Below are 17,127 nucleotides of genomic sequence, written 5' to 3'. Positions count from 1 at the left end.
CGATATCCGTGGCGATGCCGTGGCCGTGGCGGTCATCATGACGGCATGAACCCGTCGGGACGCGCCGCGCCACCGTGACCGACCTGCCGGCGATCGCCGACCTGCACCTGCGGGCCCGCGCGGCGGCGTACCCCGCGATGCCACGCGGCATCCACCCGCCGCACGAGGTCCAGGAGTGGGTCGCCGGCTGGGACCTGTCGGAGGCGGCGGTCTGGGTCGCCGAGCGCGACGGGCTGCTCGGCTACGCGCGCCTCTGGCAGGACTGGCTGGAGGACCTCTACGTCGACCCGGCGCACCAGGGCCAGGGTGTCGGCTCACGGCTCCTGGAGGAGGTCAAGACGCAACGGCCGCACGGGTTCAGGCTCTGGGTGTTCGAGTCGAACACCCCCGCCCGCGCCTTCTACCGGGCCCACGGGCTGGTCGAGATCGACCGCACCGACGGCGCCGGCAACGAGGAGAAGCTGCCGGACGTGAAGATGGCTTGGCCGGGTCCCGCGCCCGCGCCGTGAGCGGACCGGCACAGCGCTCCCGGCCCCGCGGGTCTCAGCATGTGGGAACTTGCTGACCGGACCCGTCGATGCCGGGGGTGGGTCCGAAGACCGACCGTGCAGCAGCCACCGCGGCCGCAGCACGACCCACGACTACCGGTGCCGGGGACAGCGGGCAGGCGCCTGGCACCGGTACCGGGACACTTCACGCGAGCCCGCGCCGGCAGTCGGTCAGAGCCAGCCCCGCTCCTGCGCGACGCGGGCAGCCTCGTACCTGGTCGTCGTCCCGGTCTTGCCGATGCCCGAGGACAGGTAGTTGCGGACCGTGCCCGGCGAGAGGTGGAGGCGGGTCGCGATGTCGGCCACCGTGGTGCCCGTCAGCGCGAGCCGCAGCACGTCACGCTCGCGCTCGGTCAGGTGGCTCTCACCCTCGATCAGCGACGAGGTCGCGAGGGTCGGGTCGATGACCCGGAGACCGCTGTGCACGCGCCGCACGGCGTCCGCGAGCTGCTTGGCCGGGGTGTCCTTGACCACGAACCCGCTCGCGCCCGCCGTCAGCGCCCTCTTGAGGTAGCCGGGTCGCCCGAACGTCGTCACGATCAGCACCCGGGTTCCCGGCAGCCGCGCGAGCACCGCCGCGGTGGCCTCGATGCCGTCGATGCCGGGCATCTCGATGTCGAGCACGCAGACGTCGGGGCGGGTGGCGACGGCGGCACCGACCACGTCGTCGCCACGCCCCACCTCGGCGACGACCTCGATGTCCTGCTCGAGATCCAGGAGGGCGGCGAGCGCTCCCCGGACCATCGCCTGGTCGTCGGCGAGCAGCACACGGATCGCCGGCCGGTCGCTCACAGCTCCACCCTGAGCTCGTGCCCGTGGCCGTCCGGGCCGGCACCCAGCGTCAATGTGCCACCGGAGGCCGCGACCCGTTCGCGCAGCCCGCGCAGACCGTTCCCCTCGGTACCCGGGCTCCCGACGCCGTCGTCGCTCACCACGAGCGTGGCGGGGCCGAGCGTCACGACGCAGCGCCGGGCGCGGCTGTGCCGGATCACGTTCGTGGTCGCCTCGCGCAGCGCCCAGGCCAGCACGATGCGGTTGCCGACCTCCACGACGTCGGGGTCGGCCGGGAGCACGGCCTCGATCCCGGCCGCCGTCAGCGCGTCGCGAGCGACCTCGAGCTCGTCGTCGATGCGCGTCGCCCGCAGCCCTGACACCGTCAGGCGGATCTCCGCGAGCGCCTCCCGTGCGAGCGTCTGCACCTGCAGCAGCTCCTGCGCGGCACGACCGCCGTCGACCTCGATCAACCTGCTCGCGAGCTCGGCCTTGACCGAGATGGCCGTCAGGGAGTGGCCCAGCACGTCGTGCACGTCGCGCGCCACCCGCTCCCTCTCGCTGACCACCGCCATCTCGCGCGCGAACCGCTCGTGCCGCTCGCCGTAGTGCCCGAGCACCCGGACCAGCATGGTGAAGCCGAAGATCAGCGGCAGCAGGATCACGAAGAACCACTGGTCGTCGTCGCCGGACAGCGCGAGCAGCACGAGCGAGACGACCAGCAGCAACCCGGACACGATCGCCCCGCGCGGCCAGCGGAACGCGAACATCGCGAAGGAGATGACGAACGGAGACAGCGCCAGGGCCTCGATGCCGATGACCAGCGACAGGCCCGCCGCCAGCGCGATCAGCACCGCGAAGGACAGCCAGCCGCCGTACGGCGGCTCGTCGCGCATGATGTGGACGAACCCCAGGACGTAGATCCCCGCGAACGCCACGATGCCGGCGAGCGAGAGCACCTGCCACACCGTCGCGGCGTCGACCTCGAGGACGGACCGCACCGGGAAGTACAGGAAGACGAGCCACCCCGCCCCCATCAGCCAGCCGAACCGCGCCCAGGGGGTGGGCGGCACGTCCGCGTCCGCCTGGCTCACTGGCGTCCGCGACCCTTGCGCACCAGCAGGGTCGCGAGCGTCGCGAGGATCACCAACCACACCGTGACATTAACGACAGGGATCCACAGCGGCTCGTGCACGGGTGCGGTGCCGTCGGCCGAGATCAGCCAGCCGTCGGTGACCGGGTACCGCGCCAGCGCGACGATCCCGTACAGCGGTGTGAGCTTGGCGACCGCCAGCATCGCCCCGCTCAGCGGGAAGAACAGGTTGCCGAGGAACGCCAGGATCACCAGGGACCCGCTCGCTGCGCTGACGGCGCCCTCGGTCTTGAACGCGAGCCCGAAGACCAGCCCGTAGAGCGAGAACAACCCGGCGCCGAGCAGCACCAGCAGCGCGGTGAGCGCCCACAGGTAACCCTGCCCCTGGGCGCCGGTGACGACTCCGAGCACGTAGATCAGCGCGACCGGGATCAGCGCCACCGAGAGCCCGAGCACCGCCTTGACCAGCACGTACTGCGCGTCCCGCATCGGGGTGAGGCCGAGCTGGCGGCCCCAGCCCTGCATGCGCTCGACGGCGGCCATGCCACCGATGCTCGTCGTCGCGGTGACCGCGCCGTAGACGGCCATCGAGACCATCATGTAGAAGGCGACGTTCCCCTTGCCGGTCGGCAGCATCTCCTGCGAGTAGTCCTGGGAGGCGCCGAAGATCACATACAGGAAGGCGGGCAGCACGGCCGTGAAGAACAGGCCGAGGAAGTCCCGGACGACCCGCCGGACCTCCATCAGGTAGTAGGTCGTGTTCATCGTCGGTCAGCTCCAGAGGTGAGGGCGAGGAAGGCCTCGTCGAGCGAGCCGGTGGTGATCTCCAGACCGGTCCCGCCGAGCTCGCTGAGCAGCAGCAGGGCGACGGCGTCGCTGTCGCCCGCGTGGATGGTGATCCGGTCACCCGCCGTCGTGACGTCGGTGACCGAACCGGTGGCGCGCAACCGCTGCACCGCGGCCTCGAGCCGGTGCGGCGGCAGCGTGGCGGTCACGGTGCGGCCCGTCGCGCGGGCCCGGATCTCGGTGGTGGGCCCGTCGGCGACGACCTCTCCGCGCGCCATCATCACGATCCGCTCCGCGAACGTGTCCGCCTCCTCGAGGTAGTGGGTGGCGAACACCACCGTGCGGCCCTCGGAGACCTCGGACCGCATGGTGGCCCAGAACTCGTGCCGCGCGCCGACGTCCATGCCGGCGGTCGGCTCGTCCAGGATCAGCAGGTCGGGGTCGGGCAGCAACGCCAGCGCGAACCGCAGCCGCTGCTGCTCACCGCCGGAGCACTTGCTCACGCGCCGTCCCGCGATCGCGGTCAGCCCGGCGCGCTCGATCGCCTCGTCGACCGGCAGCGCAGCCCGGTAGGCGGAGGCGATGACCTGCACGGTCTCGCGCACGCTCAGGTCGTGCAGCAGGCCACCGCTCTGGAGGACCGCCGAGACCTTGCCCCCGAGCACGGCGGCGCGTGCACCCTGGCCGTAGACCCTCACGGTCCCGGAGGTCGGTTCCGTCAGCCCGAGCGCCATGTCGAGCGTGGTCGTCTTGCCGGCGCCGTTGGGCCCCAGGAAGGCGACGATCTCGCCGCGCCCGATCGTCAGGTCGATGCCCCGCACGGCCTCGACGCGGTCGCCGCCGACCGGTGTGAACGTCTTCGTGACGCCGGCGAGGTCGAGCGCCGGCTCTGCTGTGCTCGTCATGAGACGAGTGTGTTCGCCCGCCGCGCACGGGCACAGCCCCGGGCGTCACGCCCTGACCCGTGACAGATGTCAGCGGCTGAGCAGCACCGCCGCGAGGACCAGGATCGACAGCCCGCCCACGCCGATCGTCAGCAGCGTGCCCACGAACGCGGCCACCGTGACCCGCAGGTCGTCGACGAGGTAGGGCGCCTTGGTGGGGCCACCCGCCGCGGTCAGCAGCGCACGCTGGGCGCGCTCCATCCGGCCGAACACCCTCCCGATGACCGCGAGCCGGCCGACGCCGAACATCCGCGTCATGCGCGCACCGGCACCGCGGCGGCTCACCTCGGGCAGCTGCACCTCGGTGAAGGCGTCCATCACGGCGCGGACGTCCTCCTCGCCCTCGATGCCCGTCATGTCGTCCTCGACCTTGTCGGACAGCGAGTCGATCCGGATCAGCTCCTGGGAACCCACCACGACGGTCGGCCGGTCCGCGCTCGCCGGCGCCTCCGTCAGCCGCAGCCACCGGCGGCGGCGCAGCCCCAGCACCAGCACCGGCAGCGCCAGCAGCGCCAGGAACGCGATCAGCAGCGCCGTGCCGAGCCCCCCGGGGCCGCCGGCGGGCGCCAGCAGCGCCCACACCTGCCAGGTGAGGACGACCAGGACGAGCGTGGCCCACCCGAGCAGGAACGCCGTCGGGAACCTCAACAGCTGGGCACCACCGCGAGCGAAGGCACCCAGGTTCTCCGACAGCGAGCTCATGGGGACCATTCTCACAAATGGTGGGGGCGAGCGGTACGGCCGTGGCGTGGGACCATGGCAGCAGCCACGTCCCTGCCACGTCCGAGGTCCCTCGTTGCCCCTCATCCCCAGTGACTCCGCCCAGGCGGACCGCATCGCTCCGGCCGCCACCGCGCCCGAGCTGTTGCGGAACTTCTGCATCATCGCCCACATCGACCACGGCAAGTCGACGCTGGCCGACCGGATGCTGCAGCTGACCGGTGTGGTCGACGCGCGGCAGATGCGCGCCCAGTACCTGGACCGCATGGACATCGAGCGCGAGCGCGGCATCACGATCAAGAGCCAGGCGGTGCGGATGCCCTGGGGGGTCCGCGAGGGCGGCGTCGAGGGTGGCGCCGTGCTTCCCTACGCGCTGAACATGATCGACACCCCCGGGCACGTCGACTTCACCTACGAGGTCTCCCGCTCGCTCGCCGCGTGCGAGGGTGCCGTGCTGCTGGTCGACGCCGCGCAGGGGATCGAGGCGCAGACCCTGGCGAACCTGTACCTGGCGATGGAGAACGACCTCACGATCATCCCGGTGCTCAACAAGATCGACCTGCCGGCCGCGCAGCCCGAGAAGTACGCCGAGGAGCTCGCCAACCTGATCGGCGGCGACCCCGAGGACTGCCTCAAGGTCTCGGGCAAGACCGGCGAGGGCGTCGAGGCGCTGCTGGACCGGATCGTGCGGGACGTGCCGCCGCCGGTGGGCGACCCCGACGCACCCTCCCGTGCCATGATCTTCGACTCGGTCTACGACGTCTACCGGGGCGTCGTCACCTACGTCCGGGTCATCGACGGCCATCTGAAGCCCCGTGAGCGCATCCTCATGCTCTCCACGCGCGGCACCCACGAGCTGCTCGAGATCGGTGTCTCATCACCGGAGCCCACCTCGACGGCGGGGCTCGGGGTGGGCGAGGTCGGTTACCTCATCACCGGGGTCAAGGACGTGCGTCAGTCCCGTGTGGGCGACACGGTGACGAACGCGCAGAAGCCGGCCTCGGTGGCGCTGGCGGGATACGCCGACCCGAAGCCGATGGTGTTCTCCGGGCTGTACCCGATCGACGGCTCCGACTACCCGGTGCTGCGGGAGGCGCTGGACAAGCTCCAGCTCAACGACGCCGCGCTCACCTACGAGCCCGAGACCTCGGTGGCGCTTGGGTTCGGGTTCCGCTGCGGCTTTCTGGGGCTGCTGCATCTGGAGATCGTCCGCGAGCGGCTCGAGCGGGAGTTCAACCTCGATCTGATCTCCACCGCCCCCAACGTCATCTACGACGTCACGATGGAGGACGGCAAGGAGGTCGTCGTCACCAACCCCAGCGAGTTCCCGGCGGGCAAGATCAGCACGGTCAGCGAGCCGCTGGTGAAGGCGACGCTGCTGACGCCGAGCGACTACGTCGGCACGATCATGGAGCTGTGCCAGGGGCGTCGCGGGACGCTGCAGGGGATGGACTACCTCTCCGAGGACCGCGTCGAGCTGCGCTACACGCTGCCGCTCGCCGAGATCATCTTCGACTTCTTCGACCAGCTGAAGTCCCGCACCCGCGGCTACGCGACGCTCGACTACGAGCTCACCGGCGAGGCCACCGCGGACCTGGTCAAGGTCGACATCCTGCTGCAGGGCGAGCCGGTCGACGCCTTCTCGGCGATCGTGCACCGCGACAAGGCCTACGCCTACGGCGTGATGATGACCGAGAAGCTCAAGGAGCTGATCCCTCGGCAGCAGTTCGAGGTGCCGATCCAGGCCGCGATCGGCGCCCGGATCATCGCCCGCGAGACCATCCGGGCGATGCGCAAGGACGTGCTCGCCAAGTGCTACGGCGGCGACATCAGTCGCAAGCGCAAGCTGCTGGAGAAGCAGAAGGAGGGCAAGAAGCGGATGAAGAACATCGGCCGCGTCGAGGTCCCTCAGGAGGCGTTCGTGGCGGCGCTGTCCTCCGACGCGGCGGGCGGCAAGGAGTCACCGAAGCGGTGAGTGCCGCCTCCTCGGCGTTCGGGGTCTACCTGCACGTGCCGTTCTGCTCGGTCCGGTGCGGGTACTGCGACTTCAACACCTACACCGCGACCGAGCTCGGTGGCGGCGCCAGCCAGATGAGCTACGCGCGCACCGCGGTCACCGAGATCGCGCTCGCCGAGGCCGAGCTGCAGCGGCGCGGCCTGGCCGGCCGCGAGGTCTCCACGGTGTTCTTCGGGGGCGGCACACCCACCCTGCTCCCGACGGCGGACCTCGCCGCCATGCTCGGGGCGGTGGCCTCGACGTGGGGCCTGGCCCGGGACGCCGAGATCACCACCGAGGCCAACCCGGACTCGGTGGGTCGCTCGGACCTGGCCGACCTGCGGGCGGCCGGCTTCACGCGGGTCTCCTTCGGGATGCAGTCGGCGGTCCCGCACGTGCTCGCCACGCTCGACCGCACCCACGACCCGGAGCGGGTGCCGCAGGTGGTGGCGTGGGCGCGGGAGGCCGGGCTTGCGGTGTCGCTGGACCTGATCTACGGCACCCCGGGCGAGAGCGTCGAGGACTGGCGCAGGAGCGTGCAGGCCGTGCTCGCGCTCGAGCCCGACCACGTCTCGGCGTACGCGTTGACGATCGAGCCGGGCACCAAGATGCACGCACGGGTCCGGCGCGGTGACCTCCCCGGCGTCGACGGCGACGACCAGGCCACCAAGTACGAGGTCGCGGACACGCTGCTCGAGCAGGCGGGCTACGGCTGGTACGAGATCTCCAACTGGGCACGCTCGCCCGAGCAGCGCTGCCGTCACAACATCGCCTACTGGAGCTCCGAGGACTGGTGGGGCGTCGGCCCGGGCGCCCACAGCCACCTGGCGGGGCAGCGGTTCTGGAACGTCAAGCACCCACGTGCCTATGCGCAGCGGGTCGAGGCCGGCGAGCTGCCGATCGCCGAGACCGAGTCGCTGACGTCCGAGCAGATCGCCGACGAGCGGGTGCTGCTGGGGATCCGGCTCGTCGAGGGGCTGCCGGTCGATCCCGCCGTGCGCCACCTGCTGCCGGCGATGGTCGAGGAGGATCTCCTGGACGCCGTGCCTGCCGCCTCCGGCGTCGCACGGCTGACCCGGCGCGGGCGACTGCTGGCGGACACGGTCGTCGGCCGCCTGGTGTCCTGACCCGGCCCCACATCCCCACGAAACCGACATCCATCGGTACGGTAGGCGCGCACAAGACCTCCATCATTCGTCCACAGGAGTGACATGACGCAGAACCCGCCGGATCCCCAGAACCCGGGCGGTGAGCAGCCTGACGAGCAGCAGCCGGGCGGGTTCCCGCCGCCCAGCCAGCCGCCGACCTACGGCAGCCCGAACCAGCCGCCGGCCAACCAGCCGCCGGCCAACCAGCCGCCGGCCGACCAGCCGCCGAGCTACGGTGCGCCGCAGCAGCCCGGCTACGGCACGCCGCCGCCTCCGCCTCCCGGTGGTGGGTTCCCGTCCGCTCCGCCGCCGCCTCCCGGTGGTGGCTTCCCGTCCGCCCCGCCGCCGCCTCCCGGTCAGTACGGGCAGTACGGCGCGCCGCAGTACGGCGGCCAGGCCGGCGCACCCGGGCCGTGGGGTGCTGGCCAGCCGCAGTTCTCGGTGGGTGCGGCGATCAGCTACGGCTGGAACGCGTTCAAGTCGCACGCGCTCGTCTGGATCCTCGGCTTCCTCGCGGTCGCCGCACTCTCGATCCTGATCCAGCGCATCCTCAACCCCTCGGTGAACGTCGACCTCGACAGCGCCGCCGACGGCGGCATCCCGATGGTCGAGTACACGCTCACGGGGCAGCTGCTCGCGGGTGTCGCCACGATCCTGACCTACCTCCTGTACGCGGTGTTCGTCCAGGGCGTCGTGCACAAGCTCAACGGCCGGTTCGACGGCTTCGGCTCGTTCACGAGGTTCGATCACGCGGGTCCGCTGTTCATCGCGGCCGCGGCGCTGGGCGCCGTCAACCTGGTCTTCGGCCTGCTGTCGATCGTGTCGCCGTTCCTGACGAGCATCCTCAGCCTCGTCTGGGGCGTCCTCAGCACCTTCGTGATGTACATCGCCGCCGACCGTGGCGTCCAGGTGGTCGAGGCCGTCCAGCAGAGCATCCGGCTCGTCACGTCGAACCTGGGCTCGGTCATCGTGCTGTGGCTCGCCACCATCGGGCTCGTGATCGCCGGCATCATCGTCGTCTGCTTCACCGGTCTGATCATCGTGGTGCCCCTGGTCGCGCTCGCGTGGGGCTTCGCCTACAAGACGCTCTCCGGCCAGCAGGTCGCGGCTCCCTGACACGACCTGACGGATGTCAGCGTGACGCAGCCTCCGGACCCCTCCGAGCCGACCACGGCCTCGGAGCCGGAGGCTGCGTCCGGTCCGTGGGGACACTACGGCCGGTCCCCGGACCCCACAGGTGCCTACCCGGGGCCGGACCAGGGCAGCTACACGCCGCTGCCCCGCATCGACGAGGGCGACTACCGGCCACCCGGCCCCGGCTACAGCGGCGGCGACCTCGGCCCTGAGGCGGCGCAGGCGACCGACTCCCTGCGCCGCGCGTGGCGCATCTTCGCGGCCCATCCGTGGCCCTTCGTGCTCTCCCAGCTGATCTGGGGAGCGATCATGGCCGCGCCGGTGCTGGTGCTGCTGCTCGCGTTCGGCGCGATGAGCCTCGGCGGGCGGGATCCTGGAGCCGGGCTGTCGGCCCTGTTCGGCGTCGGCGGCCTCGTCGTGGTCCTGGTCGTCGTGCTGCTCGCCGTCATCCAGCAGGGGGCGTTCGCGACGGCGACCCTCAAGGCGGTCGACGGCGTACGGGTCGGGCTCGGCGACTTCTTCCGCCCGCGTCATCTGCTGCAGCTCGTGCTGCTCGCCCTGATCCTCGGCCTCGCCGCCGCGCTGCTGGCCGTGACCGGGATCGGCCCCGTGGTCGTGATGTTCTTCGGGATCTGGGCGGTGCTGCTGGTGGTCGACCGGGGGCTGCCGGCGATCGAGGCCCTCAGGAGCAGCGTGACCGCGAGCCTGCGCAACCCCGGGCAGACGATCGTGCTCGTGCTCGCCGCCTACCTGATGAACGCGGTCGGGGTGCTGCTGTGCGGGCTCGGCACGCTGGTCTCGACGCCGGTCGGGGTGCTGGCGTTCGCCGACCACTACCGGCGCAGCGCGTCGTTCGCTCGACGATGAGCGCCTCGCTCACTCGACGGTGACGAAGTCGACCAGCTCCTCCACGCGCCCGAGCAACGCAGGGGAGAGGTCCTTGTAGTCCCGCACCCGGCCGAGGATCCGCTTCCATCCGGCCGCGATGTCGGCCTGGTTCCGCGCCGGCCAGCCGAGCGCCCGAAGCGTGCCGACCTTGATGTCGGTGCCCCGTGGCACGTGCGGCCACGCCTGCAGCCCCACCCGTTCCGGGAGCACGGCCTGCCACACGTCGACGTACGGGTGGCCCAGCACCAGCACGCCCGGGAACCGGGCGCTCACCTCCTCGGCGATCCGGCTCTCCTTGGACCCGGGCACCAGGTGATCGACCAGGACCCCGACCCGGCGCTGCGGGCTCGGCCCGAAGTCGGCGAGCCGCTCGCCGAGGTGATCGACGCCGTCGAGCATCTCGACGACGACACCCTCGACGCGGAGGTCGTCGCCCCAGACGCGTTCGACGAGCTCGGCGTCGTGGCGGCCCTCGACCCAGATCCGTGACGCGCGAGCCACGCGGGCGCGGGCGTTGCTCACCGCGACCGAGCCGCTGGCGGTGCGCGTCGGACCGGTCGAACGGGGCTGAGGGCGCGGGGGCACCAGCCGGACCGGCTTGCCCTCGACCCAGAAACCGGCGCCGAGGGTGAACGTGCGGGTGCGGCCGTGCCGGTCCTCGAGCACCACCACGTGCTCGCCGCCGCTCTTCTCGACCCGCACCACGGCGCCCACCCAGCCGCTGGTGACGTCCTCGACCACGAGCCCGCGCTCGGCGGGCACGTCGGTGGTCTGCGGCCTGCGATCACGGTGCGGGTCGTGGGAGAGGACGTCGGGTCCGTAACGGTCGGTCACGCCGCACGACGTTACGCACGCACGCGGGGAAGGTGTGGGAGGCGCCGCGTAGAATTGGCACTCACGGCACGGGAGTGCCATGGGATCCACGAGCAGCGGGAGGGGTACGGCGATGGAACGGCAGGACAGGCAGCTCGACGTGCTCCGGGCGATCGTGCAGGACTACGTCCGCAGCCGCGAGCCGGTCGGGTCCCGCAACCTCGTCGAGCGGTACAACCTCGGGGTCTCTCCCGCGACGATCCGCAACGACATGGCCGTGCTGGAGGAGGAGGGCTACATCGCCCAGCCGCACACCTCCGCCGGCCGCATCCCCACCGACAAGGGCTACCGCGCCTTCGTCGACCGGATCAACGTGGTCAAGCCGCTCTCCACGGCGGAACGGCGAGCGATAGGCGAGCTGCTGGACTCCGCCGTCGATCTCGACGACGTCCTCGAACGCACGGTGCGGCTGCTCGCCCAGCTGACCCAGCAGGTCGCTGTCGTGCAGTACCCCTCGCTGCGCCGCTCGGCGTTGCGGCACGTCGAGCTCGTGCCCGCCGGACCGCGCCGGTTGATGGTCGTGATCATCACCGATGCCGGCCGTGTCGAGCAGCGCAGCATCGAGCACCAGGCCACGATCGACGACCCGTTCCTGGCCGAGCTGCGCGCGCGGCTCAACGCGGCGGGTGTCGGGCGCCGGATGCCCGATCTGGTGCGCTCGTTCGGCGAGATCGTCGGTGCCTTCCCGCACGAGGACCGGGCGCTGGTCTCCGAGATCACCGAGGTGGTCACCGACACCCTCTCGGAGGAGGTCGAGGAGCGTATCGTCATGGCAGGCACAGCGAACCTGGCACGGGCCGATGTCGACTTCACCCGCACCATCTCGCCGGTCCTGGAGGCGCTCGAGCAGCAGGTCGTGCTCCTTCGCCTGCTGACCGAGATGGGTGAGGAGTCGCCGTTGGCCGTACGGATCGGTGCCGAGACCCACAACGAGGGGCTCAGCGAGACCGCGGTCGTGGCCGGTGCCTATGGAACATCTGGCGGCGGTGCCGGGTTCGGACAGCTGGGCGTGGTCGGGCCCACCCGGATGGACTATCCCTCGACTATGGCGGCGGTGCGAGCAGTCGCCCGCTACCTGTCCAAGATCCTGGCGTCCTGACGCCGAGCAAGAACGAGCAGACGAGACGAGAAGCGTGACGACGGACTACTACGAGGTGCTCGGCGTGTCCCGGGAGGCGACTCCTGAGGAGATCAAGCGGGCCTACCGCAAGCTGGCGCGCCAGTACCACCCGGATGTCGCCGGCCCCGATGCCGCCGACAGGTTCAAGGAGGTCAGCGCCGCCCACGAGGTGCTGTCCAACCCGGAGAAGCGCCGGATGTACGACCTCGGCGGCGGGACCTCGGGCATGCCCGGCGGCGCAGCAGGCTTCGGGTTCAGCGACATCTTCGAGTCGTTCTTCCAGAGCGCCGGCGGGGGAGCGAGCCGCGGCCCGGCCTCGCGCGTGCGGCGCGGCCAGGATGCGCTGATCCGGATCGACGTCGATCTCTCCGAGGCCGCCTTCGGCGTGGCGCGCGAGGTCACGGTCGACACCGCCGTGGTGTGCGGCGTCTGTCACGGGTCCTGCTGCCGCCCCGGCACCGGCCCGCAGACCTGCCCCGAGTGCCAGGGCCGCGGATCCGTGCAGCGCGTGGCCCGGTCGTTCCTGGGCAACGTGATGACCACCGCTCCCTGCGCCGCGTGCGGCGGGTTCGGCTCGATCATCCCCGACCCCTGCCCCGAGTGCTCCGGCGAGGGTCGCGTGCGCAGCCGGCGCACCCTCACGGTCAACGTGCCCGCCGGTGTCGACTCCGGCACTCGCATCAAGCTCAGCGGTCAGGGCGAGGTCGGCCCCGGTGGCGGCCCGGCCGGTGACCTCTACGTCGAGGTCCGTGAGAAGAAGCACGCGGTGTTCACGCGCCGCGGCGACGACATCCACTGCACGGTCGAGCTCCCGATGACCGCGGCGGCGCTCGGCACCGTGGTCACCATGGAGACGCTCGACGGTGAGCAGGACGTCGACATCAAGCCCGGCACCCAGCCGGAGGACATCGTCACCCTGCGCGGGTTCGGCGTGGGGCACCTGCAGGCCTCCGGCCGCGGTGACCTGCACGTGCACGTCAGGGTGACCGTGCCCACCGAGCTGAGCCCCGAGCAGGAGAAGCTGATGCGCGACCTCGCGGCCCAGCGCGGCGAGGAGCGCCCGGTCGCGCGGGTCTCGCCCACCAAGAGCTCGGTGCTGCGCAAGCTCCGGGACACCTTCGCCGGTCGGTGAGCAGCACCGTATGACGGCCCCGGTCTTCGTGGTCGACCCGGGGGCGATGCCGAGCACCCTCGGCCCGGGCGACACCTGGACGCTCACCGGCCCCGAGGCGCGCCACGCGGCCACGGTCCAGCGCCTGCGCGCCGGCGAACCGATCGAGGTCGTCGACGGCGCCGGGACCCGGCTGCGGGGCGAGGTCGCCGAGGGATCGGGGCCGGCCGCCGTCGAGATCTCGGTGCTCGAGGTGAGCCACGAGGAGCCGCCCAGCCCCCGCCTCGTGCTCGTGCAGGCGCTCGCCAAGGGCGGGCGTGACGAGATGGCCGTCGAGGCAGCGACCGAGCTCGGCGTCGATGCCGTGCGGCCGTGGCAGTCCGCGCGCTCGGTGGTGCAGTGGCGCGGCGACAAGGCCGCCAAGGGCGAGCAGCGGTGGCGCGCGCTCGTGCAGGCGGCGAGCAAGGTGGCCCGGCGGTCCTGGCTGCCCGAGGTGCTGCCGTTCGTCCGCGGCGACGCGCTGGTCGACGTGGTGGCCGAGGCCGCCGCGGCCGGCGCGGTGGTGCTGGTGCTGCACGAGGTCGCGAGCACACCGCTGGTGCAGGTGCCGCTCGAGCGCGCCCGCGAGGTGCTGATCGTGATCGGGCCCGAGGGCGGGATCAGCGACGATGAGGTGGACGCGCTCGTGGGCGCCGGCGGCTCGGCGGTGCTGCTGGGGCCGAACGTGCTCCGCAGCTCCACCGCCGGACCTGCCGCGCTCGCCGTCCTGGCCGCCCGCACCGGCCGCTGGACCTGAGTCACCAGCGGACGACGACCGGGTCGTCCCGTGTCGACATCGGGGCCGCGCGGGGGCGATCGGCAGAGTCGTCCGTGGCGGGTTTCGTCCGACGACCCAGGCGCGCAGGCTGGCTCCACTCGACAGCATCGAAGGGGCCAGCGCCATGCCGACGTCACAGCCGTATCACCGCGTGCACGCGATCGGAGGAGCCGATCTGGACGCCGCGGCCGACCTCCTCGGTCGCGGGATGGCCGACAACCCCGTGCACATCGCCGCCTACCGAGGTGACGAGACCTCCCGCGCGCTCCGGCATGGGTTGCTCATGCGGACGCTGCTGCGGCGCTCGCCCTCGTTGCAGATCGAGGGCGTCGATCGCGGCGAGGGACTGGCGGGGATCGCGGCATGGGCACCGCCGGGCACCTGTCAGCCGACGCCGGACGCGCGGCTGCACCTGCTGGGACGCGCCCTGACGTTCGGGCCGGGAACGGCGGCCCGGCTGCTGACGTGGACGCGGGCCTGGGCGCGACACGACCCCGGCGCACCGCACGTGCACCTGGGACCCGTCTCGGTGGACCGACACCTGCGCGGGCGGGGCATCGGCGGCTTCCTGCTGCTGCGGCACGTGGGCCGACTTGACGTCGCCGGTGTGGACGGCTACCTGGAGACCGACCGTCCCGAAGCGGTGGGCTTCTACGAACGGTTCGGGTACGCCGTGGTCGACAAGACCGACGTGCTGGGCACGCGCTGCTGGTTCATGCGGCGCCGTGCCGAGTGAGGCGGGCGAGCGCCGGCCCAGGTTGTCGACACCGGGCGCACACCCTGTCGCGTGAGGGCGACATCCGGCTCGATCGGTGTCGCCCGGGCTCCGCCCAGGATGTCGCCCTGGTGCGGACGCGGAGGTCCGGTCACCTTCGTAGCGTCGCAACCATGACACGACCATCATCCCCGGCGCCCGAGGAACCCGGCGCTCCCGACCGGGGCGCCACGTCGGAGGACCGGCGTACCGTCACCGTGCCGCGGCGCGCGCTGCTGGGTTCCGCTCTCGCGTCCGTGGGCGGGGCAGCGGTGGCCGGCTTCGCCGGTGGACATCTCCTCGCGGGCGCCGATGTCGCCGCTGCCGACCCGGCACCTGCCGAGGCCTCGGACGTCGTCTCGCCGTTCGGCGCGCACCAGGCCGGGATCGCGACGGCGCAGCAGCGGTACGCCACCTTCGTGGCCGCCGACGTGACCGTCACCGATGCCGCGGCGCTCCGCCGCCTGCTCGTCGACCTCTCGGCCACGGTGGCGCTCATCACCCGAGGCGAGGAACCACCGCCGTCGCCGATGTTCCCCGAGGGCGCGGCCACCCCCACGGACTTCGCGACCGGGCTCTCACCGGCCCGGCTGACGATCACGGTGGGGGTGGGCGCTCGGGTGTTCGACCTCCCTGGCCTCGCGCGCGAGGTGCCACGACGGCTGCGGCCGCTCCCCGCGTTCTCCAGAGATCACCTCGACCCGCGATGGGGCGGCGGGGACCTCATCGTCCAGATCTGTGCCGACGACGCCCAGGTCGTCAGCGCCGCCATGCGAGCCCTGCGCGCGCGATTGCCCGGCCAGGCGGTCATCCGGTGGACCCAGTCCGGCTTCCTCAGCACGCCGCGCGACGGCGGGACGCCGCGCAACATGTTCGGGCAGAAGGACGGCACCTCCAACCCCCGCCCGGACTCCGGCGCGTTCGCCGACACCGTCTGGGCGCTGCCCGACGAGCCGGCCTGGTTCGCCGGCGGCACGTACCTGGTCTTCCGCAAGATCCGGATGAAGACGGCAAACTGGGATCTCACCGCCCGCGACGTGCAGGACGCGGTGATCGGCCGCCGCCGCGCGGACGGGTCCCCACTGACGGGTGAGCAGGAGCACGACCAGCCCGACCTCGAGGCCACCGGCGCGGATGGTGCGACCGTCATCGCTCCGGACGCGCACATCCGGCGTGTGCACGGGTTCTCGATGCTGCGCCGCAGCTACAGCTACGACTACGGCTTCCTGACCGCCATGGCAGGCGGCAGCCCCGACCCGCTGGAGCAGCCGGAGCACCATGTGCACGCTCCCGGCACCGAGGACCATCACCACGGTGGGCACGGCAAGCTGGATGTGGGGCTGCTGTTCTGCGCGTACGGCAACGACCCCGACAACCAGTTCGTCGCCGCCCAGCAGCGCTTGGACGAGCACGATGCTCTGAACGAGTTCATCCAGCACACCGGCAGCGCCGTCGTCGCGATCCTCCCGGGCTTCGGGGAAGCGGGCCACCTCGGCGACACTCTTGTCTGATCCCCGAACGAGCGTCCAGGAGACCCGATGAGCGACACGACGCAGCCGCCGCCCGACGAGCCGACCGCGGCCGAACGGGCGATCCTGGCCGACATCGGCACGCGGCACGAGCTGTGGTCCGCGACCACCACGGCGGTCACGCTGGCCCGCGGCGGGGAGAACACGAGCTTCGCCGTGGCCGGCTGCGTCGTGCGCTTCAACGAGGATCACGACGCCGTCGCACGCGAGGCTGCGCTCCTGCGTGCGCTCGCCGAGGCCACGCCTGTCGCGACGCCGGTGCCGCTCGTTCACGACGCCCGGCTCGGGCTCCTGGTCTACCGCATGCTGCCGGGCGAGCCGCTGCTGGTGCGCAGGCGACGACACGCGGCCGGCACGGTGGCGGCGCTGAGCCAGGTGCTCGCCGCGCTGCGAAGCGTCCCGGTGGCGCAGCACCTGCCCGTGGACGACTACGCGAACGAGGCCTGGCACGAGGACGCGCAGGAGCACTTCCGCGCGGTCGAGTCGTGCCTGGACCCGAACCGCGCCGCGGTGGTCTCGTCCTTCCTCGACGCGCCGGTACCACCGACGCGGGACCGGGTCGTCCCGCAGCACAACGACCTCGGGGCGGAGCACATCCTCGTCGACCCGGCCGGCACCGTGACGGGAGTGATCGACTGGACCGATGCCGCTCGCTCCGACCCCGCTCGCGACCTCGGACTGCTCTACCGCGACCTCGGGAGCGAGGTCGCGCTCGCCGTCGCCGAGGCGCTGGACGGACCTCCCGGCGCGGACGACCGCACGCGCATCCGGTTCCACGCACGCTGCAAGTGGCTCGAGGACTTCCACTTCGCCACGGACGAACCCGTGACGCGCGCGCCGTACCTCGACAGCTGTCACCGCACCTTCGCGCACACCTTCGAGGACACCGCCTGAG

Annotated in this window: 17 protein-coding genes; 11 read left to right on the top strand and 6 right to left on the bottom strand. The window is 72.0% G+C overall.

Annotated features, from left to right (window positions below; translation table 11 throughout):
* Nucleotides 1–74 precede the first annotated feature (74 nt).
* The gene (locus GPA04_RS04620) at nt 75–509 is read left to right on the top strand and encodes a GNAT family N-acetyltransferase (RefSeq protein WP_156222848.1); all 435 of its coding nucleotides are present in this window, start codon (nt 75–77) and stop codon (nt 507–509) included.
* A 210-nt stretch (nt 510–719) separates the two neighbouring features.
* Here GPA04_RS04620 and GPA04_RS04615 read toward each other — a convergent pair whose 3' ends face one another.
* From GPA04_RS04615 to GPA04_RS04595, 5 genes are all read right to left on the bottom strand, one after another.
* Nucleotides 720–1,340 carry a response regulator gene (locus GPA04_RS04615; protein ID WP_156222847.1) on the bottom strand — a complete coding sequence of 207 codons (621 nt, stop codon included), beginning with the start codon at nt 1,338–1,340 and terminating at the stop codon, nt 720–722.
* Nucleotides 1,337–2,413, bottom strand: coding sequence for a sensor histidine kinase (locus tag GPA04_RS04610; RefSeq protein WP_206674115.1), 1,077 nt, complete (start codon nt 2,411–2,413; stop codon nt 1,337–1,339). The genes GPA04_RS04615 and GPA04_RS04610 overlap by 4 nt, the downstream gene beginning before the upstream one ends.
* Complete coding sequence (locus tag GPA04_RS04605) at nt 2,410–3,177, bottom strand: ABC transporter permease (protein WP_156222845.1); 768 nt, start codon at nt 3,175–3,177, stop codon at nt 2,410–2,412. The genes GPA04_RS04610 and GPA04_RS04605 overlap by 4 nt, the downstream gene beginning before the upstream one ends.
* On the bottom strand, nt 3,174–4,103 hold the full coding sequence (locus tag GPA04_RS04600; protein WP_156222843.1) for an ABC transporter ATP-binding protein: 930 nt from the start codon (nt 4,101–4,103) through the stop codon (nt 3,174–3,176). Before GPA04_RS04600 ends, GPA04_RS04605 begins: the two co-directional genes overlap by 4 nt.
* A 69-nt stretch (nt 4,104–4,172) precedes the next feature.
* Nucleotides 4,173–4,844, bottom strand: coding sequence for a hypothetical protein (locus GPA04_RS04595; protein WP_156222841.1), 672 nt, complete (start codon nt 4,842–4,844; stop codon nt 4,173–4,175).
* A gap of 94 nt (nt 4,845–4,938) precedes the next feature.
* On the opposite strand from GPA04_RS04595, the gene lepA reads away from it, so the two are divergent.
* From lepA to GPA04_RS04575, 4 genes are all read left to right on the top strand, one after another.
* A complete protein-coding gene (lepA, locus tag GPA04_RS04590; RefSeq protein WP_277754276.1) occupies nt 4,939–6,837 on the top strand; it encodes a translation elongation factor 4 in 1,899 nt (632 codons plus the stop codon).
* Nucleotides 6,834–7,985: a radical SAM family heme chaperone HemW gene (gene hemW / locus GPA04_RS04585; RefSeq protein ID WP_156222837.1), complete on the top strand. Its 1,152-nt coding sequence runs from the start codon at nt 6,834–6,836 to the stop codon at nt 7,983–7,985. Before lepA ends, hemW begins: the two co-directional genes overlap by 4 nt.
* 84 nt (nt 7,986–8,069) lie before the next feature.
* Nucleotides 8,070–9,122, top strand: a complete 1,053-nt coding sequence (locus tag GPA04_RS04580; RefSeq protein ID WP_156222835.1) for a DUF2189 domain-containing protein — start codon at nt 8,070–8,072, stop codon at nt 9,120–9,122.
* Nucleotides 9,123–9,143: 21 nt separating this feature from the next.
* Complete coding sequence (locus tag GPA04_RS04575; protein ID WP_156222833.1) at nt 9,144–10,007, top strand: hypothetical protein; 864 nt, start codon at nt 9,144–9,146, stop codon at nt 10,005–10,007.
* Nucleotides 10,008–10,016: 9 nt separating this feature from the next.
* On the opposite strand, the gene GPA04_RS04570 is transcribed toward GPA04_RS04575, so the two are convergent.
* The gene (locus tag GPA04_RS04570; protein WP_241680606.1) at nt 10,017–10,862 is read right to left on the bottom strand and encodes a DUF3097 domain-containing protein; all 846 of its coding nucleotides are present in this window, start codon (nt 10,860–10,862) and stop codon (nt 10,017–10,019) included.
* A 112-nt stretch (nt 10,863–10,974) separates the two neighbouring features.
* On the opposite strand from GPA04_RS04570, the gene hrcA reads away from it, so the two are divergent.
* From hrcA to GPA04_RS04540, 6 genes are all read left to right on the top strand, one after another.
* Nucleotides 10,975–12,000 carry a heat-inducible transcriptional repressor HrcA gene (gene hrcA / locus GPA04_RS04565; protein WP_156222828.1) on the top strand — a complete coding sequence of 342 codons (1,026 nt, stop codon included), beginning with the start codon at nt 10,975–10,977 and terminating at the stop codon, nt 11,998–12,000.
* Between the two features lie 34 nt (nt 12,001–12,034).
* Nucleotides 12,035–13,153: a molecular chaperone DnaJ gene (gene dnaJ / locus GPA04_RS04560; protein ID WP_156222826.1), complete on the top strand. Its 1,119-nt coding sequence runs from the start codon at nt 12,035–12,037 to the stop codon at nt 13,151–13,153.
* Nucleotides 13,154–13,163: 10 nt separating this feature from the next.
* Nucleotides 13,164–13,928, top strand: coding sequence for a 16S rRNA (uracil(1498)-N(3))-methyltransferase (locus tag GPA04_RS04555; protein WP_156222823.1), 765 nt, complete (start codon nt 13,164–13,166; stop codon nt 13,926–13,928).
* Between the two features lie 145 nt (nt 13,929–14,073).
* Nucleotides 14,074–14,685, top strand: coding sequence for a GNAT family N-acetyltransferase (locus GPA04_RS04550; RefSeq protein WP_156222821.1), 612 nt, complete (start codon nt 14,074–14,076; stop codon nt 14,683–14,685).
* A 152-nt stretch (nt 14,686–14,837) separates the two neighbouring features.
* Nucleotides 14,838–16,214, top strand: coding sequence for a Dyp-type peroxidase (locus GPA04_RS04545; protein ID WP_156222819.1), 1,377 nt, complete (start codon nt 14,838–14,840; stop codon nt 16,212–16,214).
* A 27-nt stretch (nt 16,215–16,241) separates the two neighbouring features.
* Nucleotides 16,242–17,126, top strand: coding sequence for an aminoglycoside phosphotransferase family protein (locus tag GPA04_RS04540; protein WP_156222817.1), 885 nt, complete (start codon nt 16,242–16,244; stop codon nt 17,124–17,126).
* The last annotated feature ends 1 nt before the right edge of the window (nt 17,127 follow it).

This window comes from Pseudactinotalea suaedae, from assembly GCF_009733815.1.
GTDB lineage: Bacteria > Actinomycetota > Actinomycetes > Actinomycetales > Beutenbergiaceae > Pseudactinotalea > Pseudactinotalea suaedae.
This window is presented reverse-complemented; position numbering and strand designations above follow the sequence as displayed.

Coding starts and splice junctions, on each gene's coding strand:
- GPA04_RS04605 (WP_156222845.1), bottom strand. CDS start 3,177: ATGAACACGACCTACTACCTGATGGAGGTCCGGCGGGTCGTCCGGGAC.
- GPA04_RS04600 (WP_156222843.1), bottom strand. CDS start 4,103: ATGACGAGCACAGCAGAGCCGGCGCTCGACCTCGCCGGCGTCACGAAG.
- GPA04_RS04595 (WP_156222841.1), bottom strand. CDS start 4,844: ATGAGCTCGCTGTCGGAGAACCTGGGTGCCTTCGCTCGCGGTGGTGCC.
- GPA04_RS04580 (WP_156222835.1), top strand. CDS start 8,070: ATGACGCAGAACCCGCCGGATCCCCAGAACCCGGGCGGTGAGCAGCCT.
- hrcA (WP_156222828.1), top strand. CDS start 10,975: ATGGAACGGCAGGACAGGCAGCTCGACGTGCTCCGGGCGATCGTGCAG.
- GPA04_RS04555 (WP_156222823.1), top strand. CDS start 13,164: ATGACGGCCCCGGTCTTCGTGGTCGACCCGGGGGCGATGCCGAGCACC.
- GPA04_RS04550 (WP_156222821.1), top strand. CDS start 14,074: ATGCCGACGTCACAGCCGTATCACCGCGTGCACGCGATCGGAGGAGCC.
- GPA04_RS04545 (WP_156222819.1), top strand. CDS start 14,838: ATGACACGACCATCATCCCCGGCGCCCGAGGAACCCGGCGCTCCCGAC.
- GPA04_RS04540 (WP_156222817.1), top strand. CDS start 16,242: ATGAGCGACACGACGCAGCCGCCGCCCGACGAGCCGACCGCGGCCGAA.